This window comes from Pseudomonas maioricensis, assembly GCF_022790535.1.
Taxonomy (GTDB): Bacteria; Pseudomonadota; Gammaproteobacteria; order Pseudomonadales; family Pseudomonadaceae; genus Aquipseudomonas; species Aquipseudomonas maioricensis.
On sequence record NZ_LOHG01000004.1, the window covers coordinates 1 to 24,992 of the forward strand.

At 58.2% G+C, this 24,992-nt stretch carries 28 protein-coding genes and 1 riboswitch; of the genes, 7 read left to right on the plus strand and 21 right to left on the minus strand.

The genetic code is table 11. The features are described 5' to 3' along the window. Window positions 1-179: 179 nt before the first annotated feature. Together AUC61_RS07380 and AUC61_RS07385 are read right to left on the minus strand one after the other, a co-directional pair. Window positions 180-473, minus strand: coding sequence for a BolA family protein (locus AUC61_RS07380; RefSeq protein WP_243245324.1), 294 nt, complete (start codon window positions 471-473; stop codon window positions 180-182). 15 nt (window positions 474-488) lie between these two features. Then, window positions 489-1,016 carry a DUF2059 domain-containing protein gene (locus tag AUC61_RS07385; RefSeq protein WP_027902054.1) on the minus strand — a complete coding sequence of 176 codons (528 nt, stop codon included), beginning with the start codon at window positions 1,014-1,016 and terminating at the stop codon, window positions 489-491. 170 nt (window positions 1,017-1,186) lie between these two features. On the opposite strand from AUC61_RS07385, the gene AUC61_RS07390 reads away from it, so the two are divergent. After that, window positions 1,187-2,581, plus strand: a complete 1,395-nt coding sequence (locus AUC61_RS07390) for a class II fumarate hydratase (protein WP_243245325.1) — start codon at window positions 1,187-1,189, stop codon at window positions 2,579-2,581. Then, complete coding sequence (locus tag AUC61_RS07395) at window positions 2,574-3,188, plus strand: NAD(P)H-dependent oxidoreductase (RefSeq protein WP_243245664.1); 615 nt, start codon at window positions 2,574-2,576, stop codon at window positions 3,186-3,188. The genes AUC61_RS07390 and AUC61_RS07395 overlap by 8 nt, the downstream gene beginning before the upstream one ends. On the opposite strand, the gene AUC61_RS07400 is transcribed toward AUC61_RS07395, so the two are convergent. The 3 genes from AUC61_RS07400 to AUC61_RS07410 all read right to left on the minus strand — a co-directional run bounded on the left by AUC61_RS07400 (window position 3,185) and on the right by AUC61_RS07410 (window position 5,761). Beyond that, the gene (locus AUC61_RS07400; RefSeq protein ID WP_243245326.1) at window positions 3,185-4,147 is read right to left on the minus strand and encodes a DMT family transporter; all 963 of its coding nucleotides are present in this window, start codon (window positions 4,145-4,147) and stop codon (window positions 3,185-3,187) included. The two genes, AUC61_RS07395 and AUC61_RS07400, sit on opposite strands and share 4 nt — an antisense overlap. 96 nt (window positions 4,148-4,243) lie before the next feature. Then, window positions 4,244-4,858 (minus strand): tRNA-uridine aminocarboxypropyltransferase, encoded by a 615-nt coding sequence (locus AUC61_RS07405; RefSeq protein WP_243245327.1) that lies wholly within the window; start codon window positions 4,856-4,858, stop codon window positions 4,244-4,246. 9 nt (window positions 4,859-4,867) lie between these two features. Further along, complete coding sequence (locus AUC61_RS07410) at window positions 4,868-5,761, minus strand: LysR family transcriptional regulator (RefSeq protein WP_243245328.1); 894 nt, start codon at window positions 5,759-5,761, stop codon at window positions 4,868-4,870. Window positions 5,762-6,034: 273 nt separating this feature from the next. On the opposite strand from AUC61_RS07410, the gene speB reads away from it, so the two are divergent. Together speB and AUC61_RS07420 are read left to right on the plus strand one after the other, a co-directional pair. After that, on the plus strand, window positions 6,035-6,985 hold the full coding sequence (gene speB / locus AUC61_RS07415; protein ID WP_087272316.1) for an agmatinase: 951 nt from the start codon (window positions 6,035-6,037) through the stop codon (window positions 6,983-6,985). Between the two features lie 244 nt (window positions 6,986-7,229). Beyond that, the gene (locus AUC61_RS07420; protein WP_122665852.1) at window positions 7,230-7,484 is read left to right on the plus strand and encodes a hypothetical protein; all 255 of its coding nucleotides are present in this window, start codon (window positions 7,230-7,232) and stop codon (window positions 7,482-7,484) included. A gap of 115 nt (window positions 7,485-7,599) precedes the next feature. On the opposite strand, the gene AUC61_RS26490 is transcribed toward AUC61_RS07420, so the two are convergent. From AUC61_RS26490 to AUC61_RS07430, 3 genes are all read right to left on the minus strand, one after another. Further along, entirely contained in the window at window positions 7,600-7,728 is a 129-nt protein-coding gene (locus tag AUC61_RS26490; protein WP_264760712.1) for a PA1414 family protein, read from the minus strand. Between the two features lie 275 nt (window positions 7,729-8,003). Beyond that, entirely contained in the window at window positions 8,004-9,368 is a 1,365-nt protein-coding gene (locus tag AUC61_RS07425) for a DNA recombination protein RmuC (RefSeq protein WP_243245665.1), read from the minus strand. Between the two features lie 203 nt (window positions 9,369-9,571). Next, on the minus strand, window positions 9,572-9,997 hold the full coding sequence (locus AUC61_RS07430; protein ID WP_243245329.1) for a tetratricopeptide repeat protein: 426 nt from the start codon (window positions 9,995-9,997) through the stop codon (window positions 9,572-9,574). Window positions 9,998-10,918: 921 nt separating this feature from the next. Between AUC61_RS07430 and AUC61_RS07435 the strand changes: the two genes are divergently transcribed. The 3 genes from AUC61_RS07435 (at window position 10,919) to AUC61_RS07445 (ending at window position 13,300) form a co-directional block, all read left to right on the plus strand. Further along, the gene (locus tag AUC61_RS07435; protein WP_122665857.1) at window positions 10,919-11,143 is read left to right on the plus strand and encodes a hypothetical protein; all 225 of its coding nucleotides are present in this window, start codon (window positions 10,919-10,921) and stop codon (window positions 11,141-11,143) included. Between the two features lie 260 nt (window positions 11,144-11,403). Continuing rightward, on the plus strand, window positions 11,404-11,883 hold the full coding sequence (locus AUC61_RS07440; RefSeq protein WP_243245330.1) for a hypothetical protein: 480 nt from the start codon (window positions 11,404-11,406) through the stop codon (window positions 11,881-11,883). A 151-nt stretch (window positions 11,884-12,034) separates the two neighbouring features. Beyond that, entirely contained in the window at window positions 12,035-13,300 is a 1,266-nt protein-coding gene (locus AUC61_RS07445) for an OmpP1/FadL family transporter (protein ID WP_243245331.1), read from the plus strand. A gap of 94 nt (window positions 13,301-13,394) precedes the next feature. Here AUC61_RS07445 and AUC61_RS07450 read toward each other — a convergent pair whose 3' ends face one another. The 13 genes from AUC61_RS07450 to cobO all read right to left on the minus strand — a co-directional run bounded on the left by AUC61_RS07450 (window position 13,395) and on the right by cobO (window position 24,576). After that, window positions 13,395-13,946 (minus strand): glutathione peroxidase, encoded by a 552-nt coding sequence (locus AUC61_RS07450; protein ID WP_243245332.1) that lies wholly within the window; start codon window positions 13,944-13,946, stop codon window positions 13,395-13,397. Between the two features lie 78 nt (window positions 13,947-14,024). Next, window positions 14,025-14,147: a hypothetical protein gene (locus tag AUC61_RS26420; protein ID WP_279290951.1), complete on the minus strand. Its 123-nt coding sequence runs from the start codon at window positions 14,145-14,147 to the stop codon at window positions 14,025-14,027. Next, entirely contained in the window at window positions 14,144-15,346 is a 1,203-nt protein-coding gene (locus AUC61_RS07455; RefSeq protein ID WP_243245333.1) for an MFS transporter, read from the minus strand. The genes AUC61_RS26420 and AUC61_RS07455 overlap by 4 nt, the downstream gene beginning before the upstream one ends. A gap of 173 nt (window positions 15,347-15,519) precedes the next feature. Then, window positions 15,520-16,260: an adenosylcobinamide-GDP ribazoletransferase gene (locus tag AUC61_RS07460; RefSeq protein WP_243245334.1), complete on the minus strand. Its 741-nt coding sequence runs from the start codon at window positions 16,258-16,260 to the stop codon at window positions 15,520-15,522. A gap of 137 nt (window positions 16,261-16,397) precedes the next feature. After that, window positions 16,398-16,973 (minus strand): alpha-ribazole phosphatase family protein, encoded by a 576-nt coding sequence (cobC, locus tag AUC61_RS07465; RefSeq protein WP_243245335.1) that lies wholly within the window; start codon window positions 16,971-16,973, stop codon window positions 16,398-16,400. Next, complete coding sequence (gene cobT, locus AUC61_RS07470) at window positions 16,970-18,022, minus strand: nicotinate-nucleotide--dimethylbenzimidazole phosphoribosyltransferase (RefSeq protein ID WP_243245336.1); 1,053 nt, start codon at window positions 18,020-18,022, stop codon at window positions 16,970-16,972. Before cobT ends, cobC begins: the two co-directional genes overlap by 4 nt. After that, on the minus strand, window positions 18,019-18,540 hold the full coding sequence (gene cobU / locus AUC61_RS07475; RefSeq protein ID WP_243245337.1) for a bifunctional adenosylcobinamide kinase/adenosylcobinamide-phosphate guanylyltransferase: 522 nt from the start codon (window positions 18,538-18,540) through the stop codon (window positions 18,019-18,021). The genes cobT and cobU overlap by 4 nt, the downstream gene beginning before the upstream one ends. Before the next feature lie 85 nt (window positions 18,541-18,625). Then, window positions 18,626-20,098 carry a cobyric acid synthase gene (locus AUC61_RS07480; protein ID WP_243245338.1) on the minus strand — a complete coding sequence of 491 codons (1,473 nt, stop codon included), beginning with the start codon at window positions 20,096-20,098 and terminating at the stop codon, window positions 18,626-18,628. Further along, entirely contained in the window at window positions 20,095-21,114 is a 1,020-nt protein-coding gene (gene cobD / locus AUC61_RS07485) for a threonine-phosphate decarboxylase CobD (protein WP_243245339.1), read from the minus strand. The genes AUC61_RS07480 and cobD overlap by 4 nt, the downstream gene beginning before the upstream one ends. Beyond that, a complete protein-coding gene (gene cbiB / locus AUC61_RS07490) occupies window positions 21,107-22,015 on the minus strand; it encodes an adenosylcobinamide-phosphate synthase CbiB (RefSeq protein WP_243245340.1) in 909 nt (302 codons plus the stop codon). Before cbiB ends, cobD begins: the two co-directional genes overlap by 8 nt. Then, a complete protein-coding gene (gene bluB / locus AUC61_RS07495) occupies window positions 22,012-22,662 on the minus strand; it encodes a 5,6-dimethylbenzimidazole synthase (protein WP_243245341.1) in 651 nt (216 codons plus the stop codon). Before bluB ends, cbiB begins: the two co-directional genes overlap by 4 nt. Continuing rightward, window positions 22,659-23,954 carry a cobyrinic acid a,c-diamide synthase CobB gene (locus tag AUC61_RS07500; RefSeq protein WP_243245342.1) on the minus strand — a complete coding sequence of 432 codons (1,296 nt, stop codon included), beginning with the start codon at window positions 23,952-23,954 and terminating at the stop codon, window positions 22,659-22,661. Before AUC61_RS07500 ends, bluB begins: the two co-directional genes overlap by 4 nt. Window positions 23,955-23,964: 10 nt before the next feature. Continuing rightward, the gene (gene cobO / locus AUC61_RS07505) at window positions 23,965-24,576 is read right to left on the minus strand and encodes a cob(I)yrinic acid a,c-diamide adenosyltransferase (protein ID WP_243245343.1); all 612 of its coding nucleotides are present in this window, start codon (window positions 24,574-24,576) and stop codon (window positions 23,965-23,967) included. A 98-nt stretch (window positions 24,577-24,674) separates the two neighbouring features. After that, window positions 24,675-24,903, minus strand: a riboswitch (cobalamin riboswitch). Window positions 24,904-24,992: the final 89 nt, after the last annotated feature.

Genomic DNA, 24,992 nt, shown 5'->3' on the forward strand with positions numbered 1-24,992 from the left:
GCGCAGCAATGTCGGATTCCGGGAATGCCGAGCGCCAGCGAGGCACCTAGTGGTGGGGCAAGAGCGTTTTGCTTACTTTTGCGCTTCTCAAAAGTGAGGCGCTGTAAAAGCGCAACCAATATCAGCCGTTACCCAAATAATGGATATGTACCCAAACACACGAGCACTAAATCAGCACCTCATTCCCCACCCGCACAAACAGGCGAAACCGGCGCAGCGCCAGTTTTCGCCCATTCGATCGGCGTGTAAGTGTGCAAAGCCAAAGCATGAAACTCACCCATCAAGCCGCCCAGAATGCCGTAGACCTTCTGGTGCCGCTTGACAGCGTTCAACCCTTCAAACTGCTCACTGACGATCACAGCCTTGTAATGAGTCTGCTCGCCGCGGCTATGCATATGGCTCTCATCAAGCACTTGCAGATGCAATGGTTGAAACACAGCCAGCGCTGACTCGATTCGGGTTTGCATAGTCATGACGGGCTTCGCTTATCAGGGCTTTTTGGCAGGAGCAGGAGCGGCTTTCTTGGAAGGCTCCAGTTCAGTCGTCATGTCAGCCAGCAGCTTGTTGACGACAGGAACAGCGCTTTCCAGCTTGCCCTGGGTCAGTTGTGCAGACTGCTGAGTCAACTCAGGCATCTTGGTCAGCACTTTCTTGCCCAGTGGCGACTGGTAAAATGCAACCAGATCCTTGAGCTCGCTCTCGGTGAAGTTGGCGGTGTAGAGCTTGACCATGTCTGGCTTCAGCTTGTTCCAGCCAATGGCTTGATCCAACGCAGCGTTGGCCTTGGCCTGGTAGGTTTCCAGCACGGCCTTCTTGGCTTCTGGCGCTTTGGTTTCGGCGAAACGCTGAGCAAACATCTGCTGCACTTGCATGTACACCGGGGTGCCCAGCTTGTCGGCGTTGGCCAGCTTCAAGAAGGTTTCAGCACTGGCGTTGTGGCTGGCGGTATCGGCAAGAACCTGGCCGCTGGCACATACCAGAACAGCCGCAGTACAGATGGCGCGAAGACGGGTCATCAAGTTTCCTTTCTAGCAGGCGAGGCAGAACCCCAAGGCCGACCATTCTGCGCCCATGTTTGCTTTTGGCTCAACCCCTGACTGTCCGAGCGGTTAAAAACGCGATTGGGGGAACCCAGATCGGATCACAGGGCCTAAACTGCGCATTCAATACTTAAGGAGTGAGTCCAGTGAGCCGCACAGAAACCGATAGCATTGGCCCGATTGACGTTCCGGATGACGCTTACTGGGGAGCTCAGACTCAACGCTCGCTGATCAACTTCGCCATCGGCGATGAGCACATGCCGCTGCCCGTGCTGCATGCGCTGGCCCTGATCAAAAAAGCCGCCGCACGCGTCAATGATCGCAATGGTGACTTGCCCGCAGACATCGCCCGACTGATCGAACAGTCCGCCGATGAAGTGCTCGCTGGCGATCTGGATACTCAATTTCCTCTCGTGGTCTGGCAAACCGGCAGCGGCACCCAAAGCAACATGAACGTCAACGAGGTCATTGCCGGGCGCGCCAACGAACTGGCTGGCCAAGGCCGCGGCGGCAAGTCGCCGGTTCATCCCAACGACCACGTCAACCGCTCGCAAAGTTCAAACGATTGCTTCCCGACGGCCATGCACATTGCCGCCGCACAGGCCGTCAAAGAACAGCTTCTGCCCGCCATTGCCGAGCTGTCCACGGGCCTGGCCGAGCAGTCGGCACGCCACATGAAACTGGTGAAAACCGGGCGCACGCACATGATGGACGCGACGCCGATCACTTTCGGTCAAGAGCTGTCCGCCTACGTGGCACAACTGGATTACGCCGAGAAAGCCATCCGCGCCACCCTCCCCGCCGTGTGCGAACTGGCTCAGGGTGGCACCGCGGTCGGTACAGGTTTGAATTCGCCCCACGGCTTCGCTGAAGCAGTCGCGGCTGAACTCGCAGCCCTCTCCGGCCTGCCATTCGTTACCGCACCCAACAAGTTTGCGGCACTGGCCGGTCACGAACCGCTGCTGGCCTTGTCTGGCGCGCTGAAAACCCTGGCCGGGACGTTGATGAAAATCGCCAACGATCTGCGCTTGCTGGGTTCAGGACCACGAGCAGGTTTTGCCGAAGTGAAGCTGCCTGCCAACGAACCTGGCAGTTCGATCATGCCCGGCAAGGTCAACCCTACCCAATGCGAGGCATTGTCGATGCTGGCCTGCCAGGTCATGGGTAACGACGTCACTATTGGCTTCGCCGCGAGTCAGGGTCACCTGCAACTGAACGTATTCAAACCGGTCATCATCCACAACCTGCTGCAGTCGATCCGACTGCTGGGCGACGGTTGCCGCAATTTCAATGAGCACTGTGTCGCGGGCATGGAACCTGATGCCGAAAAGATGGCGGAACACCTTGAGCGCGGCCTGATGCTGGTAACGGCGCTGAATCCGCATATCGGTTACGACAAATCCGCACAAATTGCCAAAAAAGCCTACAGCGAAGGCCTTACTCTGCGCGAAGCGGCGTTGGCGCTGGGCTATCTCACGGATGAGCAGTTCGACGCGTGGGTCCGACCGGAAAACATGCTTGAGGCAGGCAGCAATGGTTGAGGGCAGGCATGGGGCGACCCGACTGGAAGGGGACGGCAAACGTATCCTGATGATTTTCGGTACGCCGAAAACCGCCAGCTTCGGGCACGCGCTGGGCGAAGCGTATGCCCAAGGCGCGCGTAGCGGCGGTCATGTGGTGCGCATGCTGAAACTGAGCGAGCTGGATTTTGACCCCGTACTGCACAACGGCTATCAGCAAAGTCAGGTCCTCGAACATGACTTGCTGGAGGCCCAACGGGAGATCCATTGGGCTCAGCATCTGGTGTTCGTTTACCCGGTCTGGTGGGGAGGCCTGCCGAGCTTGCTCACCGGCTTTCTGGACAGAGTGTTGATGCCGGGCTTTGCGTTCAAAAGCCACGGTCGTAAGAGCCCGGCCAATGAGTTACTCAAAGGCCGCACAGCAGAGCTGCTGGTCACCATGGACACCCCGCCGCGCTACTTCCGTTGGGTTTATGGTGCTCCTGCGCATCGGCAAATGGTCCGCACCGTATTGGCCTTCTGTGGCATCAAGACCAAACGCCTCACCGAGTTTGCTCCGATGCAAACATCCGGCGAAGAGCAACGCCAGCAATGGCTGAAGCAGGCCGAACAGCTCGGCAAACGTTAAGTCTGACTGGCGAGCCTGGCCTTTCGCGCGCGCAGGCCAGCCAGCAACGAAGGCCCTAGAGCAACTACGGCCGACCCGGTCACGACCAGCACCGCCCCACCGTACCCCAACGCATTGATGTCTTCATTCTTGACGTAATCCGGCCATAGCCATGCGGCGACAGCCACCGATGCGAAAGTCACCAACGGCGTCAAAGCCAGTGTTGCACTGACCCGCGACGCTTCCCAATGGGCCAGCGCTTCGGCAAACGCGCCATAAGCCACCAGCGTGTTCAGGCAGCACGCGAGCAAGATCCAGCCTTGTACCGGGCTGAGTTGCAGCGCCTCCATCGGGTGCGCCCACGGGGTGATCACCAACGCGCAGAACAGGTAGATCACCATCATCACCTGGAACGAATTCCACACGGTCAGCAGCTGCTTCTGGCTCAGGCCGTAGAACGTCCAGACGGTGGCGGCCAGGAATGCGATCAATACGCCCGTGGTGTATTGGCTCATGGACGTCAGGAGCTCTTCGAGCCGCTGATTGAAGAACAGCGCAAAGCCGACCAGCAGCACCGCCAGGCCAAAACCCTGAGCGAGGGTAAAACGCTCCTTGAACAGGAAGACGCTCCCAATCAACAGCAGGATCGGGCCAACCTGAATGATCAACTGCGCAGTGCCGGGGCTGAGGATCTGCAACCCAAGCAAGTACAGGATGTAGTTGCCGACCAGACCGAACACCGCCAGACCGACAAGCACCTTGCCCCGGGTACCCAGCACCTTGAAGCTGGGTAACTGACGTTTGAATGCGAGCCAGATGAACAGTAAAGCCCCGGAGACCAGCAGCCTGAACCAGGTAACCGTCACCGGATCCATCACCTGCAGCACTTGCTTGAGCTTGACCGGCAAAATGCCCCATAAAAAAGCTGTCAGCAGCGCCAGACAAAGGCCATAAACCCAGCGACCAGAAGAAACATGCATGAAAAATTTCCCGGACTAAAGCAAAAAGACAGTCTAGGCGTTACAAGCCCGACGACACAGTTACAGTTGGGTAGCGAGAAAGCCGACAAGTGTTTTTTAGTCAGCCCCGGCGTCACGCGGTTCAACATGATTACGTTGATAGGTTTCATCGCCCATGGCTGCAATCTGCGCGTCGATCAGCGATTCGAATGGCACCAGCAGAGGTGCGAATGAACGGGGTGCCTCAATGATCTGCAAAGCATGGGTGATCGCTTCCAGGGTCGATAATGCATCTGGACCCGGCGCTTTCCGCAAGCGATAACGAGATAAGGGCACGGCGCCCAGCGTCACTCTGGGCAACGCTGCGAGATGTGGATTGAGATGCAACAGTTTGCGCGCCTTGCGCCAGGTGCCATCAGGAACCACCAACAACATTGGCAGACTTTCCTCTGACTGGGCCACCAACGTCTGCGCGCCCTCCCCCGGAAATAAAAGACAGGCCCGATAACCCGGTGGATTGAACAACGCCTGCGGCTCCTCGAACACTTCGCCCACAACCAACTGCGCATTGGTCAGCCCCAGCGCGGCCAGTCGCCCGGTGTTCAGCGCATGATTTGCCTCACTGGGGTGCTGCAGGATGAGTACACGGGTGCGGCTGTCCAGTTGCGGGATCAACGGGCACAGACAATGGCTTTCAGGACGCAGACAACGGTCGCAACGAAGGCGGGACATCAGGGTTCCTCAGACGGGATTCAGTTGCGCTTTGAGCAAGTCGCGGAAGGTCTGGATCAACGGCTCACGGCTACGTCCGCGCCGCACGATCATGGAGAACGGCGCCTGATAACCAAAGGTCGCTGGCAACAATACCCGCAGGTGACCTGAATCAACCCATGACTGCGCGTAATGCTCGGGCAAATAGCCGATGTAAGCACCGGAGAGCACCAGAATCAGCTGCGCCTCCATACTTTCCACGGTTGCCGCACTGTGTTTGAAGCCGTGCCGGGCCAATTCCGCCTGGCTCCAGTAACCGCGCCCGACCATCCGCTGTTGAGCAATGACCGGCTCGGGAATCCGCCTTTCGGTAAACAAGGCATGGCGATTACTGCAATAAAGCCAGTGTTGCTCGCGATACAGCGGTTGGTACAGCAAGCCGTTCATACGTGTGGAAAACGACCCGATGGCCAGATCCAGCCGGTTATCCAGTACACTCAGTTGCAGCTCATAGGGGCTCATCACCGACAAATGCAAATGCACGGCGGGGTGTTCTGCGCTGTATGCGCCAATCACTTCGGCAAACGGCAAAGCCCGGTCACTGACGGTAGAGTCCAGTACGCCGAGATTCAAGGTGCCACGCAGCTCACCCTTGAGCGCTGCGGCGTAGAGTTCGAACCCTTCCAGCTCGCCGAGCAGGCGCAGGGTTTCCTGATGAAACAGCTCGCCTTTGCTGGTCAGGCTGAACCCGCCCCGCCCCCGATGACACAGGACAATTCCCAGCGCCGCCTCTAGCTGGCTCATGTAAGTGCTGATAGCCGACGTCGACAGGTTCAATTCCTGCTGCGCACTGGCAAAGCCTTGATGACGGACCACGCTGGCGAAAATCCGCAGGAGTTTGAGGTCAGGTAGAGCGCTGGGCATGGACGGTCCGGAATATATATCTAGAGGTGATACCGGATCTGTTGGAGCGAGGCTTGCCCGCGAATGGATCATGCTGACAACTGAAAGTCAGCGCATGTCATCCCCAATTCGCGGGCAAGTCTCGCTCCAACAACCACCCGGAACGTCTCGAATCTTAGCCCAAAACCCCTTTAGTTCTGAAATTCCTGAACTAAGTATTTTGCCTTAGCGATTGTTCCTGCCTCACGGGCTTCGCAAAATCCATCTCATTGAAATCAACGCTGAGGCAATCTCGTGGACAAGATTTTTCACCAGCCACTGGGCGGCAACGAAATGCCGCGCTTCGCCGGTATCGCCACCATGATGCGCTTGCCGCATCTGCAAACTGCAGCGGGTCTGGATGCGGCATTCGTCGGAGTGCCGCTGGACATCGGCACCTCGCTGCGCGCAGGAACCCGCTTTGGTCCACGCGAAATTCGCGCCGAGTCGGTGATGATCCGCCCTTACAACATGGCCACTGGAGCTGCGCCGTTCGATTCGCTGTCAGTCGCGGATATTGGTGACGTCGCCATCAATACCTTCAACCTGCTGGACGCGGTACGCATTATCGAAGAGGCCTATGACGAAATCCTCAGCCACGACGTGATCCCGCTGACACTGGGGGGCGATCACACCATCACGCTGCCGATTCTGCGTGCCATCCACAAGAAACACGGCAAAGTAGGCCTGGTTCATATCGACGCCCATGCCGACGTCAATGACCACATGTTTGGCGAGAAAATCGCTCACGGCACCACGTTCCGTCGAGCAGTTGAGGAAGGCCTGCTGGATTGCGACCGCGTCGTTCAAATTGGCTTGCGTGCTCAGGGCTATACCGCTGAAGACTTCAACTGGAGTCGCAAACAGGGTTTCCGTGTGGTCCAGGCTGAGGAGTGCTGGCACAAATCCCTCGCGCCGCTGATGGCTGAAGTCAGGGAAAAAGTAGGCGACGGCCCGGTTTACCTCAGCTTCGACATCGATGGCATTGACCCCGCCTGGGCTCCTGGAACTGGCACCCCGGAAATCGGCGGGCTCACGACCATTCAAGCAATCGAGATTATCCGCGGCTGTCAGGGGCTGGATCTGATTGGCTGCGACCTGGTGGAAGTTTCGCCGCCTTACGACACCACGGGTAACACATCTTTATTGGGCGCAAATCTGCTTTACGAGATGCTCTGCGTCTTGCCGGGCGTGGCTCATCGCTGAGCGATGCCAGCAGCTTCACAAAGGATGCCTTGGCATCCTTTTTTATTTGTCGGTGAACACGACGGATGGCCGAGATAGTGGCAGTTATGAGCTAGCCTTAACTGGTGCAGGAGCATGGACGCGCTTGGGCCAACAGAGTGCCAACCCTCGTAACGCTTGATATAGCCGATGCATAACCGAACGGAAACACCCTCTGTTTTATGGAAGTTAGGGCTGATCCTCCAACGAAAAACAGGGTGCTTTCATGGATCGTAATGAAATTCGGCAACACGTGGTGGACGCTCTCGGGGTCATTCTCGTCGACAAATCGGTCATCAGGGAAAATCAGACCCTTGAGGATCTGGTCCTCGATGAAGAAGACATCGATGAACTCTTCAAAAAACTCCACAGCTCCGGAATCAACTTCAAGAAACGAGAAAAAGAAGAGGCCTTGAAGCACCCGGAAACTACCACGGTCATGGCGCTGATTGATCACATCTTCATCAGCCAGCACAAATAGCCCTTGCCCCAAATGAGCAACGCCATTTGACGGGTACGAGAGATTGCAGGAGATCAAAAACCTGATGCTACAGCGGGACGCGGAGGCGTCCCGGGAAGGATGGCGCGGCTATTGATTAACGACGCTGAGGCTGGCGACGCCGTTTATCGTCAGTGCGCACAGGTACAGGTTGTAACTTGGGGCGCTCGATCAAACCTAAAGCAACCCCGAGATCATGAAGCCAATCTTGCAATTTAGTGTCCATAAAGCCCCCTTAGGGAATACTCGACGACTGATTTTCAAGCCGCGTGTTACAAATAATAGTGCCAACTCACACTTTACGCCTGCGAATGCAGTCTTGCGGAAAAACATCTTTCACGATGTGTTCAATGTGACATTTCTTGTGTCGCTCTCGCGTGGCTATGCGACAGACGGTGAGATGAGAAATGGAATCTGCCAGGTTTGTGGAAGACCGCCAGGACCGGATTTAATCGGGAGTGCAGTGTCGCAGGTCATCCACGAGATCCGGATGCCAGCGACCTACTCCGGCAACCTCAGCAGCCCTTCTTCATCCGTCATCGCCTTTTCCAGCAAGTCGGCTGGCAGGTTCTTACTAGCCCGGGCGCCCAGCAGCTTGAGCTGTTCGCTACGGCTGACAAGGTTGCCTCGGCCATCCGTCAGCTTGTTGCGGGCGGCGCTGTAGGCTTTGTCCAGTTGCTGCAACCGGCTGCCGACTTCATCCAGATCCTGAATGAACAGCACGAATTTGTCGTACAGCCAGCCTGCGCGTTCGGCAATTTCCCGGGCATTCTGGCTTTGCCGCTCTTGCTTCCACAGGCTGTCGATAACTCGCAACGTGGCGAGCAACGTCGTAGGGCTGACGATAACGATGTTTCGATCAAACGCTTCCTGAAAAAGAGTAGGCTCAGCTTGCAAGGCCGCTGAAAAAGCGGCTTCGATCGGCACAAACAATAAAACGAAATCAAGGCTGTGCAGCCCTTCCAGACGCTTATAGTCCTTGCCGGACAAGCTCTTCACGTGATTACGCAACGACAGTACGTGCTGCTTCAGTGCGGTCTGCCCGATCACATCGTCATCGGCACTGATGTACTGCTGATACGCCGTGAGACTGACTTTGGCATCGACCACCACCTGTTTATCACCGGGTAACATGATCAGCACATCGGGCTGAAAACGCTCCCCATCCGGACCTTTCAGGTTGACCTGAGTCTGGTACTCGCGGCCTTTCTCGAGGCCGGCATGCTCCAGAACCCGCTCCAGAATCAGCTCACCCCAGTTACCCTGGGTTTTCTGTCCTTTAAGTGCGCGTGTCAGGTTGGTCGCTTCGTCGCTGAGCCGCAGGTTAAGTTGCTGCAGCCGCTCCAGCTCCTTACCCAGGGAAAAACGCTCTCGGGCCTCAGCCTGGTAGCTCTCCTCCACGCGTTTTTCAAAGGATTGAATGCGTTCTTTAAGAGGATCGAGTAACTGACCCAGTTGCTGCTGGCTCGTTTCGGCGAAACGCTGTTCGCGCTCATCAAAAATCTTGCTGGCCATTTCCGCGAATTGAGCGCGCAGTTCATCCCGGGAACTCTGCAGATCATTCAGGCGCTGCTGGTGGTTTTCCTGCTGTTCACGCAATTCGGCGCTGAGCGCCGCGCACTGCACATCCAGGCGACGCAACTCAGCTTCTTTATCAGCACGTTCGTGATTCCAGTCCTGAGCAGCAGCCTGGGCGTTGTCACGCTCACGGCGCAGGAGCTCAACTTCGCGACGGGTAGCCGCCAGATCGGCTTGCTTGACGGAGTTGGCCTGACTCAAATCGCTGATTTCATCGCGGCAGGCATCCAGTTGCGCATTCAATCCGTCCTGAGCCATCTGGGCAGTGCTCAGGCGCTCATCGAGCAACGCTGTGTCGGCTTGTTGCCGGGTGATTTTGCGCTGCAACTGCCAGGCCAGGGCCAGCAGCGGCAGAGCTGCTGCGCCAAGACCCAGCAGCAGGCTGTTCAAATCCAATGCCATAGGGACTCCAGATGCCGAATTCGTGCTGCGGCATTATGCGCGATACGGGGTTGGTGTCGGCAGCGGATTACTGGCGTGCTTATCGCGGACTAACGGCAGTCGAGCTGCCGAAGCAAGTGTCGGGCGTCCTGCGAGCCCTTGGCAGAAGCCAGTTCCAGCCAGTGACGCGCCTGCTGTGGCTCATTGATCGGCGCCTGTGCGCACAATCGACCATATTCGAATTGAGCACTGCAGTCACCGGCACGGGCCGCCTGGCGCAAGAGCTCGTGCCCGATGCGGCGGTCACGCGTGTTGCCACAATCTTTACAGAGAATCTGGCCCAGCCGGCTTTGCGCAACCACCACGCCACTGCGAGCGGGTTGTTTGAGCAATCTGCCGGCAAAATGTTTGATGCTGGGCTTCTTGCTCAGACGCGGGTTATCGAGCAACCATAACGCCACACGCAAAGACAGGCGCACAGGTTCACTGGTCACGGCGTGTTGAGATTCGTGCGGCTGTTCAGGGCGAGACTTCATAAACACAACGGGGGCAAATCAGGAGGCGCGCAACTCTACACTTTTTCTCGCCGAGGTAAAGAGGCAAGCAGTCAAAGCCGCGTAATAGAGCAAGCGCTTGGGACAATCCACAGAAGCTGTGGATAACTCAGTGGACAACCCCCCTTCACGCCTCGCAAACGCATACAGAATGGGGCTTGCGCTCAAACTGACGATTTTTTCACCAGTAAAAAAATTTGATGTTTTTCATTGACTTAATAATTCACCACGGTAAATCAAGCCCTTAGGCGCGTATGTGACAGTGATGTGGCAGCAAGTTGCGCCAATGTGCACAAGTCAGGATCGCCCTTTGATCGGCTCTCAAAAATCTCGCTATGAAAAGCTTGCAATTGCAAGCCGCTCTCAACTAAAGCTACAGGAAACTGCATAAACGCCGACGAACGGGCATCAGCCCTTGTACATTTTTTCACCAGCGGCCTTTTCATTCAGGAGCAACTCCGCTACTATCGTCGCCGTTAGTACCAAGCTGAAAGTCAATTTACGGTCGAAAAAGTCCCCCGGTAAGCACTCCTTTTAATACGAGGAACCTGCCGACAACAAGGGATCGACCACCTCGATGGTTTCCAGACATGGACTGCATGCCGACTACCCGCAGACGGGAGTGGCAGTGCAAATCTCCATGGCCTGACAGAACCAGCCTGCAATTGATCAGGATCTGCACCCAGAGCGTCGAACCTTTGCTCTTGTTGTGTTGCCTGCCCTCCTAAGTACCTACCGGTCAGCCCAAGCGCCATACGATAAAGCGCGCTTCAACTGGCTGCTTTTGTTCCAGACAGGTTCTTCGCCCAGCCGCATCCTGCAGATCAGGATCGCCCGCGTTTACTGGAACGTTTTATTTTTGCACGGCAATGTTCCGTGTCGTTTTAGGAAACACCAATAATCATGACTACTCATCATCAGACCCAACACGCAATCCATACACTGACTAACGCTTTTGCACCAATGAACTGCCTGATCATGGCCGCTCGTAAAGGCTGCTTCAGTTTCACCATCGTTAACGAACACGGCATTGCTCGCCACACCGAGCGCCTGTACCCCGATCAGTACTCCAGCGCAGAGCCGCTGCAGGCAGTGATCGAGCGTACGCGCCAGGCTTTGACCGCCTGAGCCACCTCGTTACGCTGGTATAAAGAGCCCCGCCCGATAACGGCGGGGCTTTTTTTCGCCCCGGGATTGACCTCGCAGCCTAGCGCCAAGCGTTATATGGAAACCGACAACTGGCAGGAATTAATTTAAATACAGTCCTTTACAGACGAAATATGACACTACACTTCAACTCAAGCGGCCGTAGTCGCTTCCGACGGGCCTGATCCTGAATGTCGCTGCCATACGTCCGGGCCCGCCGGTCACTTTTTCCCGAGGATGTCATGGGAATTGCCGCCAGAGATTTATCCCGCCACGTGATCCGGCCCACTCTGCTTTATCTGGACCGTCACAGCCCACGCGCCGAATCGTTCCTGCTCGCTGTTGCCGCCAGCCAGTCCGACCTGGGAGCCGCACTGGACAGCCGCCGCGGACATGGCCTCTACAGTATTTCCGAATGCCGTCATCGGCAGCTCTGGGACAACTACCTGGCGCTCGATCCGGAACTGGCCAGCCGGGTTCGAGGACTTGCCAGTCAGCATGCATTCCTGACCGGACCGCATCTGGAGCTGACGGTCAACCTGCGCTACTCAACCGCTATCGCCTGGTTGATGGTCGAAGCCCACGGACGTTGTCTGCCTACTGATGAAGATCCCCGCGTTATGGCCAAAATATGGCGCGAAATATTTCAACCGCAAGGCCGATTACGCGATTTCATGAGCGCCTGGCAAACCTGCGTAACGCCACTTTTGCACCCGGCGTGAATGACTTTCGCCTCAATCACGATAGATGCAGATCCCCACATTTTAATTGGATTGTCCTACAAAAAACGCTCTAGATCAGGCCATTCGGACTATGGCGCATTCTGAAAAATGTTGGTAATTTCCGCGCGGTGATCAACATGGAGTTCTAATAATGAAAAAAGTAATGCTCAAGACCACACTTGGCCTCACTGTCAGCCTGGCTGCCTCCCAACTCTTCGCTGCTGGCTTTGCCATCAACGAACAAAGCATCAGCGGAATGGGTACCGGTTTTGCGGGCCGTTCCTCATCTGCCGATGATGCAAGCACTGTATTCGGCAACCCAGCCGGTATGTCCCGTCTCAAGCGCGAACAAGTCAGCGTTGGCGCCGCGGCAATCATTGCAAAGACCAAAATTGACGACGCCAGCAGCTCTTTTGGCGGTAGCAATGATGGCGATATGGTACCGGTCGTCGGAGTTCCGATGGGCTATTACGTCAAGCCGATCGATGATCATTGGGCATTCGGCGTCGGGGTTTACGTTCCGTTTGGTCTGGTCACTGATTACGAAAACGGGTTTGCCGGTCGCTACTTCGCCGACAAGAGCCACGTCCAGGTTGTCACCTTCCAGCCTACTGTCAGCTATGCCTTCAACGACAAGGTTTCCATCGGTTTTGGTCCGACCATCAACCGTATTGATGGTGAGCTGACGGCTTCTACGATCAACCCGTTCAGCCGTGGCACCAATGACGGCAGCGTCAAGATCAAAGGCGATGACACCGCTCTGGGTTTCAACGTCGGTATCCTGGTGCAAGCCACTGACAGCACTCGTCTTGGCGCAACCTACCACTCCAAGGTCAAATACAAGCTGGAAGGCAAAACCAAAGTCGAAGGTCAGGCTCTGGGCCAATTCAGCGGCCAGAAATACGATGCCTCGCTGGACCTGACGACGCCTGAATCCGTGGACTTCTCGGTGACTCACGAGCTGGACGCAAACTGGACTCTTTACGCAGGCAGTACGTTTACTCGCTGGAGCCGCCTGGAAGACATCACCGTCGAAAATAGCGGCGTTCCTGGCCCTATCTCCGCCAACTTCAGCACTATCACCGAACCACAGAACTGGCATGACACCTGGGCTCACGCCATTGGCGCATCCTACAAGGTCAACAAAGAGTGGACCTTGCGCACCGGTTTCTCGGTGGATCAATCGCCAACCAACAACACCAACCGTTCGCCTCGCATCCCTACGGGTGACCGCAAGGCAATCAGCTTTGGTGCTGGCTGGAGTCCTAACGACAACCTGACCATCGACGTGGCGTATTCGTACCTGCGCGAGGATGAGGCCAAGATTCGCGACACCAACCCGTCCAAAGGCACTTATAACGCTAATTACCGCAACACGGCCCATGGCCTGGGTAGCTCGATCACCTATCGCTTCTGAGTCATCGACAGCAGCGGGCTGATCTAGCCGTCTTGCAGTCAATAAAAAGCCCCGCAATCAGCAATGGTTGCGGGGCTTTTTCATGCATCTGGTTTCACGGTTTGGAGGCAATGGCCTTTTCAACCGCCGCGATCACCTCCGGATCATCCGGTGTGGTCATGCTGGAGAAACTGGCGACCACGTTGCCTTTTCGGTCCACCACGTACTTGTAGAAGTTCCAGCGCGGTGCATTACTTTGCTCCGCCAGCACTTTGAACAGATGGGTAGCGTCGTCGCCCCTGGCAGGCTGCGGCTCGGTCATGGTGAAGGTCACGCCGTAGTTGACGTAGCAGACCGTGGCTGTTTCCTCACCGTCTTTGGATTCTTGTTTGAAGTCATTGGACGGCACGCCCAACACTTCCAAGCCTTGCCCCTTGAAGCGCTGGTTCAACGCCTCCAGGCTTTTGAACTGAGGGGCGAAGCCACAGAAGCTGGCAGTATTGACCACCAGCATCGGCTTGCCTGCAAAGCGTTCGCACAGGTTGATATTTTCCTTGGCGCGCAACTTGGGCAATTCACCCTGCAACAGGGGCGGGCAATCGGCGGCCATGGCAGTGCCGCCTAACGCGAACATGAGAACCGGCAAAGCAATCCAGCGAATGTGCATAGGGCATCCCGAGCGCCTTTGCGGCGCAGTCATCCATTATTGTCTGCAGGACAAACTAACCCGCGCCCGGAGAAATGCCTAGAGGCACGCGCCCATGCCTAACTGCAAGGCAGCCAGCCCGACGTTTTGCCACGCCCACCAGATCAACGCCAGCGTCAACACGCCCACCAGCCCCGCGCCCCAGAGCCACATCCGGCTCATGCCGCACGAGCCTGCAACCGGGCAACCGGCCGCTCACGCACCGGCCAGTTCAATGCAGCCGCCAGCAGACTCAGCAGTATCGACACTTGCCAGATCAAATCGTAGTTCCCCATTCGGTCATACACGACACCGCCCAGCCAACCGCCAAGGAAGGCGCCCAATTGATGGAACAGGAACACAATACCACCGAGCATCGACAGGTTACGCACGCCAAACAACGTCGCGACGGTGCCATTGGTCAGCGGGACAGTGGACAGCCACAGCAGGCCCATCGCGACACCGAACAGGTAGGCTGAGGTCTCACTCAGCGGCAGTGTGATGAACAACACAATCACAACCGCACGGAGCAAATACAGCACGGTGAGCAGGCGTGGCTTGGACATACGTCCGCCCAGCCAACCCGCGGTATAGGTTCCGAAAATGTTGAACAGGCCGATCAGTGCCAGCACCGTCGTGCCGACCTTGGCGGGCAAATGCTGATCCACCAGATACGCAGGCAAATGCACACCGATGAACACCACCTGAAACCCACAGACGAAAAAGCCCAGGGCCAGTAGCCAGAAGCCTGAGTGCGAGCAGGCTTCGTGCAACGCTTCGCGCAGAGTCTGTTCGCCGCCAACCAATGGCGCCGGGCTGTCCCTGAGCATCATCACCAGCGGCAGAATCAGCGCCACTAGTACGCCGAGCACCAGCAGTGCACTCGACCAGCCCAGCCAACCAATCAGTCCGAGGGTACCGGGCAGCATGGCGAACTGACCGAATGAGCCAGCAGCGCTGGCGATCCCCATGCCCATGCTGCGTTTCTCAGCAGGCAGCGCCCGGCCGACCACGCCCAGAATCACCGAAAATGAAGTACCGGACAGGCCAATGCCGATCAACAGGCCGGCACTCAGCGAGAGGCTTAAAGGCGTGTCAGCCGTGCTCATCAAAAGCAGACCTGCCGCATAAAGAATGCCGCCGATAAACACCACTTTGGCCGCACCAAAACGGTCGGCCAATGCCCCGGCGAACGGCTGAGCCAGCCCCCACATCAGGTTCTGGAAGGCGATCGCGAACGCGAAGACCTCGCGCCCCCATCCGAAGTCGGCACTCATCGGTGCGAGGAACAAACCAAAACCATGTCGCGTACCCAGTGACAGCGCCAGAATCAAGGCACTGCCCAACAGGATCCAGCCACTGGTACGCCAGACTGAGGTCATTTTTATTCTCCAGCTCGAACGCTCAAGAAATATTACGTGGATATACCCGTAACAAGATATGTGAAAGCTACGCGGTGGGGGCTGGGGGTGTCAATGTGATCGGGTTGGGTCTTTCCAGCAGGCACACAACTGCTGCTTGATTGGTAATGCGATCTCCCACAGGAATTGCATTATCAATCAGCAAGCGCCACTGCTAGCACGATCAAAACCGCAACCTCCAGCAACTCCAGCAATGCGCCCGCCGTATCCCCGGTAGTGCCACCCAGGCGCTTGAGCATGAGATGTCGCAGCCAGAAGAAACAGGCAGCCGCTGCCGCCAAAGCATACAAACCCGATAAACCGGCAACTAGCACGCAGCCAATTGCGCAGACCAACAGCACCTGTTTGCCCGCCGAACGCGGCAAATGGTCAGCCAGCGCCTGTCCCAACCCGCCAGCTCTGACGTAGGGCGTGCAAACAAACAAACCGAGCATGGCACTTCGACCGATAACAGGAGCCAGCAGCAGCGCTATGGAGTTCTGGCTTTCGATCAGCGCCAGCAGTGCTGTGAATTTGAGCAGCAGCACCAGAATCAGCGTGACCACAGCAATGGGTCCGCTGCGAGGGTCTTTCATGATACTCAGGGTGCGTTCGCGATCTCCGAAACCACCCAGCCAGGCATCGGCGCTGTCCGCCAGGCCATCCAGATGCAGTCCGCCACTGAGCAATACCCACGCAGTCAACAGTATTGCCGCATGCAGCATAACGGGCGCACCGTCGAGCAGTGCATTCAACCCCATCAGGATCGTACCGAACAAAACGCCAACCAATGGATAAAACAGCAGCGAACGCCCCAGCTCCTGAGGCTTGGGCATGCCAGGCAAACTGATGGGCAAACTGCTGAGGAACTGCAGGGCAATCCAGAACGGCAACATGTCAGGTTTCCTCGGTCTCAGACCCACAACTTGGCCCCCTATCCTGTAGGAGCTCACCGAGGTTACGAGGCCAGCGATAGCGGTGTGTCTGACATACCACTATCGCTGGCCTCGTAACCTCGGTGAGCTCCTACAGGTCATCGGTCGTGTTCAAGTAAGCAGCCGCTCGCAACAGAAATTGCCAGCAGCGCGCCATGCCCAACCGTCACTTGCAGCAACTGCTCGCGAGGCAGGCCGCGAGCCTTTGCCAGCAACAGGCGCATCACTCCGCCATGGCTGATCAACAACACCCGCTCACCCGCGTACGCCTGATGCAATCGATCAACCGCTGCCAACACACGTGACGAAAACTCGATTACCGGCTCGCCGTTGGGTGGCGTGAAGCCGTACGGATCGTTCCAGAACAGGCCTAGACCCTCGGCATCGGTTTCCATCAACTGCGCAGCGCTGCGCCCTTCCCAGTCGCCGAAATGCAACTCCTGCAAACCCGGCTCGAAGCTCAGCGGCAACGCAAGACGTTCAGCCAGCTCTTCGGCAAACCGGGCACAACGTTGCAGCGGCGAACTGATGATTCGGTCCCATGGACCGCACTCAGCTACCGCAGCGCGCATCTGTGTCCAACCGGTGTCAGTCAATGCATCGTCCAGACTGCCACGCATACCCCCGCCCAGCTCGGTCTCGCCGTGACGCAGCATGTCCAGATGCAAGATCATGCAGGACGATCCGCTACAGCCGCTTCAGCGAAAGTCGCCATGCCGTTGTGCAACTGACAGGCCAGGCGCACCAGCGGCACCGCCAGTGCTGCGCCGCTGCCTTCGCCAAGCCGCAGGCCAAGATCCAGAAGCGGCTCGGCCTGCAAGGTTTCCAGCAAGTGACGATGGCCCGGTTCAGCACCACGATGGCCGAACAACAGCCAGTCACGACACGAAGGGTTCAAGCGTACTGCCACCAGCGCCGCGACACTGCAGATAAAGCCGTCGACCAGCACGGCAATACCTTCCTGGGCGCAAGCCAGATACGCGCCTACCAGCGCTGCAATCTCGAAACCACCCAGGCAGAACAGGCTTTGCAACGGATCCCCGGTGTGCTCGGCATGCAATGCCAATGCACGCTCGATGACCTCGGTCTTGTGGCTGATGCCCGCAGCATTCAACCCCGTACCCGGGCCGACCAACAGCTGCGCTGCACAGTCGAGTAGCGAGCAGGCCACCGCACTGGCCGCAGCGGTATTGCCGATCCCCATCTCGCCACCGACGAACAGTTCAATGCCCACCGCCTTGGCGCGCAGCACGCTGTCGCGCCCGGCCTGCAACGCCTGCAGGCCTTGCTCATTGCTCATGGCCGGTCCTTTGGCGAAGTTCGCCGTACCGGCACCGATCCGTAAATGACGCACACCCGGCAGATCCAGAGGGGTCACCGTGCCCAGGTCCACTACGTCCAATTGCGCCGACAACTGCTGCGCCAATACGCTGATCGCTGCTCCGCCGGTGACGAAGTTGTGCAGCATTTGCCCGGTCACTTCCTGCGGATATGCCGAAACACCCTCCGCAACTACGCCGTGATCTCCAGCAAAAATCGCGATCCACACGGCATCAACCTTGGGTTTTACCCGCCCCTGCAACCCGGCCAGTTGCACTGCAACACGTTCCAGTTGCCCGAGGGAACCGGTGGGTTTGGTCAATTGTTGTTGCCGCGCCAGGGCTTCTTCTCTCGCCGAAACGTCAATCGTCCGGGCAGGTTCAAGCCACCAGGTGCTACTCATAATGCGGATCCTTTCAGTGTCAGAGGCAAGCCAGCAACGGTCAGCACAACACGCTGGCACCGTTCGGCCAGCGCCTGGTGCAGTAAACCGGCTTCATCGACATAGCGACGGGTCAGCTCACCGAGGGGCACCACGCCCAGCCCGGTTTCGTTGCTGACAAAAATAATTTCGCCCGGCAATTGCGCGAGGCAGTCGAGCAGCGCCTGGCGCTCTTGCGCCAGACGCTCAGGGTTTTCAAGCATCAGCAGATTGGTCAACCATAAGGTCAGGCAATCCACCAGCAAACAGTGGTCGGCACTGGCGTTATCCCGCAGGACCCGCGCCAGCTCGAGAGGCTCTTCAATCAGGCCCCATGTGTCGGGGCGACGCTCGCGATGCAGTGCGACACGCTGATTCAATTCGCCGTCCACGGGCTGGCTGGTGGCGACGTAAATCACTTCCAGCCCCGAGTCACTGGCGAGACCTTCAGCCAGTCGACTTTTGCCGGAGCGTGCGCCACCGAGGATTAGTTGGTGCATGTACGGGACTCTCTTAAGAAAAAATGCAGCCATCTAACTTGGAATGCATTTCAATTCAGTGAGCCGGAGTTTTGTTTGACCTGGCTCACATTCCACCCACTACAGCATCCAACCCACACAACTCGCGCAGCAGCTTGCCATCCAGATGGTTCTCAACCAGATCCGCCAGGCGCTCGATGTCGCGTTCGCGCAAGGCGTGGTAATCCACTTGCTGCACGTCCTGCAAACCGGCCCAGCGCAGTAGTGCGCTGCATGCCTCAGGGGTTTCGAACAGCCCGTGCAGGTAAGTGCCGAAAATCTGCCCGTCAGCACTTTGCGCACCGTCGCAACGGTCATCGTCCAGTTGCACCGCGGGGCGCTCCAGCGCTGCGCCGGTGGTCACCCCTGCATGAATTTCATAGCCGCTGATCTGCACGCCTTCCAGCAACAGACGGCCTTTCACGTTCCGTAGCTGTTTCTCTTCTTCGAGCACCGTGCTCATCGCCAGCAACCCAAGACCCGCGCTGGAACCCGGTGCGCCCTCAAGGCCCAATGGATCATGCAACTGCTCGCCAAGCATCTGCAAACCACCGCAAATCCCCAGCAACTTGCCGCCATAGCGCAGGTGCCTGGCAATGGCGGTATCCCAGCCGTTGGCACGCAGGTAAGCCATGTCGCTGCGCACGCTTTTCGAGCCGGGCAGGATGATCAGGTCGGCCGAAGGGATCGTTTGCCCCGGCCCGATGAATTGCAGGTTGACCTGCGGGTGCAGGCGCAGTGGATCAAAGTCGGTGTGGTTACTGATGCGCGGCAGAATCGGCACCACCACGTTGAGCACTTGCTCGACCTTGTCGGTCTGGCGCTGATCAAGACCGTCTTCGGCCTCCAGATGCAGGTCCATCACGTAAGGCAGCACGCCAACCACCGGTTTGCCCGTGCGCGCTTCGAGCCAGTCCAGCCCCGGTTGCAGTAAAGCAATGTCACCGCGAAAGCGGTTGATGATGAAACCCTTGACCCTCGCCTGTTCGCTGGGCGAGAGCAACTCCAGTGTGCCAACCAGATGAGCAAAAACCCCGCCACGATTGATATCGGCGATCAGCAGCACCGGGCAATCCACCGCTTCGGCAAAGCCCATGTTGGCAATGTCATTGGCGCGCAGATTGATTTCAGCAGGTGAGCCTGCGCCTTCGACCATGATCACCGGGTAGGTACGACCCAGACGCTCATGTGACTCCAGCACCGCTTTCATGGCGATCTCTTTATAGCCGTGATACGCCACCGCATTCATGGTCGTCACCGCACGGCCATGAATGATCACCTGCGCACCGGTATCGCTGTTGGGCTTGAGCAATACCGGATTCATGTCAGTATGCGGCTGTAGCCCGCAGGCCTGAGCCTGCACGGCCTGCGCACGGCCAATTTCCCCGCCGTCCGCCGTCACCGCGCTGTTGAGCGCCATGTTCTGTGGTTTGAACGGCACAACGGCAACACCCTGACGGGTCAACCAGCGGCACAGTGCCGTCACCAGCGTGCTTTTACCCGCGTCGGACGTAGTGCCTTGCACCATCAAGGTCGTCATGGCTGCTCCTGGCTGGATAGGCTCTGATTGAATTCGCGTAGCGCTGTTTCCAGGCGCTGCCATTGGACGTCATCGTCAGGCAGACCAAAGCGCAAGCTGCCATTGAGCGGGTTATCACTGACAAACAGGCGCAGCAGAATGCCGCGCCTGGCGCAAAATTCATGCAGCAACTCAGCGTTCGCAGTGACCGACCATTGAAACAATGCACAGCCACCCGCTGGTTTCAGTCCATGGCGCGTGAGCAATTGCGCAAGCCGCTGGCTGGCCTGATCAGTACGAAGGCGTTGTTCAGCGTGCCGTTGAACATCCTTGAGGCACGCCTGGCCGATAATCCGCGCGGGACCGCTGACAGTCCAGGGGCCAATGTCCTGAGCCAGGGACTTGAGCAAGCGTGGCTCAGCCAGCACAAACCCCAACCGCACACCGGCAAGGCCGAAGAACTTGCCGAATGAACGCAGGACAATCAAACCCGCCATCCCCGTATGAGCAGCAAGGCTCAGGTCCGGCGTGTTATCCATGAAGGCTTCGTCGACCACCAGCCAGCCGCCCCGCTCCGCCAGCCGCCCGTGCCACTTCAACAGACGCTCTGGAGTCAGCACCAGCCCCGTGGGGTTATTGGGGTTGACCACCACTAGCACATCAAGGCTGTCGAGAAAGTAGTCCACTTCATGTTCAAGTACTTCGCGCACCAGAAAGCCCGCGCTGCGCCAGGCATGGGCATGCTCGGCATAACAAGGTGACAGCACGCCCACTTTGCCGGTGCTGCGCAGACGCGGAAGGGCCTGAATGGCAGCTTGCGAACCCGACACTGGCAGCGCCCGCGCGGCACCGTAATACGTGCAGGCGGCTTGTTCCAGACCGTCATCGGCTTCAGGCAGGCGGTTCCACGCCGTTACCGGGATAGCAGGAATTGGAAAGGCCCACGGCGCGATACCCGTGGAGAGGTCCAGCCAGTCGGCTTCGTCGATGCCGTACTCTCGTGCTGCCTTGCGCAGGCGACCGCCATGCTCAAGCATAAAATTCGGCCCCCACGCACAACACCAGCAACCACAACCACACACCGCGCTGCACCAGTTGCCAGCCGCGATCAATGGAGTTGGCGTCAGCGGGCAGGCCTTCACCCAACTGCGGACGCTGATGCAATTCGCCGTGATAAATCGCGGCACCGCCCAGCTCGACACCCAGCGCACCGGCACCCGCGGCCATCACTGGCCCGGCGTTGGGGCTGTCCCATGTCGGGCCTTGAGTACGCCAGCAGCGCAAGGCCAGACGGGTCTTGCCCAGCAGCGCGTAAGTTAACGCCACCAGCCTTGCAGGAATGTAGTTGAGCACGTCATCGATCTTTGCCGCCGCCCAGCCAAACCGTTCGAAACGTTCGTTGCGATACCCCCACATGGCGTCCAGCGTGTTACTCAAGCGGTACAACACCACGCCCGGCGCACCCGCAACGGCGAACCAGAACAAAGCAGCAAATACGGCGTCGCTGCCGTTCTCCAGCACCGACTCGGTGGCGGCACGGGCGACTTCAGTGGCGTCCAGCTCCGAGGTCTGGCGGCTGACCAGATAGCCGACGCGACGTCGCGCCTCCTCAAGGTCGTCCGAACGGAGCGCCTGAGCCACAGGCTCGACGTGTTCGCCCAGACTGCGTAAACCAAGGGCGCAATACAGCGCGAGAATTTCCACCAGCCAGCCAATGTAGGGCAGCCAGCTCAACAGCGTCGCCAACAGGGTCAACGGGATGACCGCAATCACCCAGGCGGTTACACCATGGCTGCGCCAACCGCGCCCGGCAGAATTGAAGCGCTGTTCGATGCGATCAGCGAAACGCCCGAATGCAACCAGCGGATGGGAGCGTTTGGGCTCACCCAGCAACGCATCCAGCGCTACCCCGGCAACACTCAACAGCGCCACACTCATTGACCGACTCCCCATTGGTTCTCAAACAACATTTCGTTCAACGGACGCTCTTTGCCCCAGCCTTCCATCACCAGCATCGGCACCGGGTAGAACTCGGTCACCGGCCCCAGGCACAAAACTGCCAACGGTTTGGCACCCGCCGGCATGCCGAGCAGATCAGCCAGCGCCTGTGGCTCGAACAACGATACCCAGCCCATGCCAAGCCCTTCGGCGCGGGCAGCCAGCCACATGTTCTGAATGGCGCATGACAATGACGCCAAGTCCATTTCCGGCAACGTACGGCGACCAAAGACGTGCTTTTCGCGATCGTCCATGAGCGCCGCCACCAGCACTTCCGCACAGTCGTTGATGCCCTCGACCTTGAGCTTCATGAAGTCATCGGCACGCTCGCCCAGCGCCTCGGCGGTACGAACCCGCTCGCTCTCCACCTGAGCCTGAATACTTGCACGCAATGTCCGATCGGTGATGCGAATGAAGCGCCACGGCTGCATCAACCCCACACTGGGTGCCTGATGCGCCGCTTGCAGCAGGCGCGTCAGTAACTCCGGCGCCACGCTGCCCCCGCTGAAATGCCGCATGTCACGCCGTTCAGCGATGACACGATAGACCGCAGCACGTTCTTCGGCGCTGTACGCTTGATCACTCATGGTTTGAAAAGCGCCGCAACCGCTTGGGGATTGGAAGGGAAATAGAAATGCACATAGGACGCCGTCATGCGCCCCTCACGATAGACCGCCTCCGCGCCGCGCCCGCCGTTAGGACTCAGGCCCCGTGCAATGGGTTGCAGCTCGGTGCTCGTCAAAGAATGGTGATAAGTGTGGCCGCGCAACTCACCCTCGGGCAATGCGACGTTTTGTAGCGCCAGCGCCGCCAGACGCTTCTGCATCACGGCCTCGCCTGCGAGTAAACCGACCAGTTCAACGCGCAGCCCGTCAACATCGGTCAAGGCATCCAGCAGATACAACATGCCGCCGCATTCAGCCAGCAGCGGCTTGCCTGCTTGGTGGTGTTCGCGGATTGCAGTCAGCATGGGCGTGTTCTGGCTCAATGCAACGTGATGCAACTCGGGGTAACCGCCGGGTAAGTACAGGCTGTCCGCCTCGGGCAAAACGCTGTCGCGGATCGGCGAGAAGAACATCAGTTCTGCGCCCATCGCCCGCAGCAGGTCCAGGCTCGCGCCATAAGTGAAGGCAAAGGCTTCGTCGTGAGCCACGGCTATACGCACGCCTTCGAGCAAAGGCTGGGCCGGGATAATGTCCGGTGCAGCGAACGTCACGGCGGGCGGCAAGGCCACTTCGCAGGTGCTGGCCAAGGCATCAGCCGCTGCGTCGAGGCGCAGGTCCAGGTCATTCAACTCGCTGGCCTGCACCAGTCCGAGGTGACGGCTGGGCAGTTCAATTCCGGTTTCACGGGACAACGCGCCGTACCAGCGCAGGCCCTCCGTCAGGCTGCCTTCGAGCAACTGCGCATGACGCACAGTGCCGACGCGGTTAGCCAATACACCGGCGAACGGCAAATCAGGCTGATAGCGCGCCAGGCCCAAGGCCAGCGCACCAAAGGTCTGAGCCATGGCCGTACCGTCAATCACACCCAATACCGGCACGCCAAAGTGACGTGCCAGATCAGCGCTGGACGGTGTGCCGTCAAACAAGCCCATCACGCCTTCAATCAGGATCAGGTCAGCTTCGCCCGCGGCTTCCCACAACAGACGACGACTTTCATCAGCACCGACCATCCACAAATCGAGCTGATACACCGGCGCACCGCTGGCTCGCTCGAGAATCATGGGATCAAGGAAATCGGGCCCGCACTTGAACACGCGAACCTTGCGGCCCTGATTGCGATGCAGGCGAGCCAACGCAGCGGTAACCGTGGTTTTACCCTGGCCCGAAGCAGGTGCGGCAATCAATACCGCTGGACAGTGACGCGGCTCACTCATGAAAGTCTGCTCACAGCTCGATGCCTTTCTGAGCGCGAATACCCGCCTGGAAGGCGTGCTTGACCACGGTGATCTCGGAAACCGTGTCAGCCATGTCGATCATTTCCGGTTTGGCGCCGCGCCCGGTAACAATCACGTGCTGCATGGGTGGACGCGCCTGCAGATCGCTGAGTACCCGCTCGATGTCCAGGTAGCCGTGTTTGAGGGCAATGTTCAGTTCGTCCAGTACCACAAGGACAATGGACGGATCGCGGAGCATTTCCAGAGACACTTCCCAGGCCGCTTCGGCAGCGGCGATATCACGCTGGCGATCCTGAGTTTCCCAGGTGTAGCCCTCGCCCATCACGTGATAGCGAACCTGCTCCGGGAAACGCCGGAAAAAGAATTCTTCGCCCGTGCTGTTGCTGCCTTTGATGAACTGCACCACGCCACATTGCATACCGTGGCCCATGGCTCGGGCGAGCATGCCGAACGCAGAGCTGCTCTTGCCTTTGCCGTTACCGGTGAGGACCAGCAGCAAACCGCATTCGTTAGGGGCGCTGGCAATACGTTCGTCCATGACGGCTTTCTTGCGCAGCATGCGCGCCAGATGGCGTTCGTCACGTTCAGGGGATTCGTTCATCTCAGCTCTCCGCTTGAGGGCACGCGAAAGCAGACGGAAGGCACAGCAAAAACTGACAGCACGACCACAGGTCATGCGCAGAGCATCGCCCGCCGTGATGCTGTTGGATGGATCAGGCCGGTCTCCGGGCTCATGAGCGGGCGAACCCGATTGCGCGCCTTCCCATGCCGGAGCACAGTGGCAGATTGCGCAATTTTCACTCATTTACCGTTGCGGGGGCAGCGCCGGAATAGGTCGCATGAAGGCGAATGCACCGGCTTCCCTGTTTCACTCGACCTGCCCGCAGAAACGCTGCTGACGTCGAGCACCTGAAACAAGCGCGCAGGTTAGAGCGTTGGGGTGGGAGCGTCAATCAACACAGGGGTTGAACCTCACCCGCCTACACACCTCTACCACTTACTGCACCACTGCCCGTT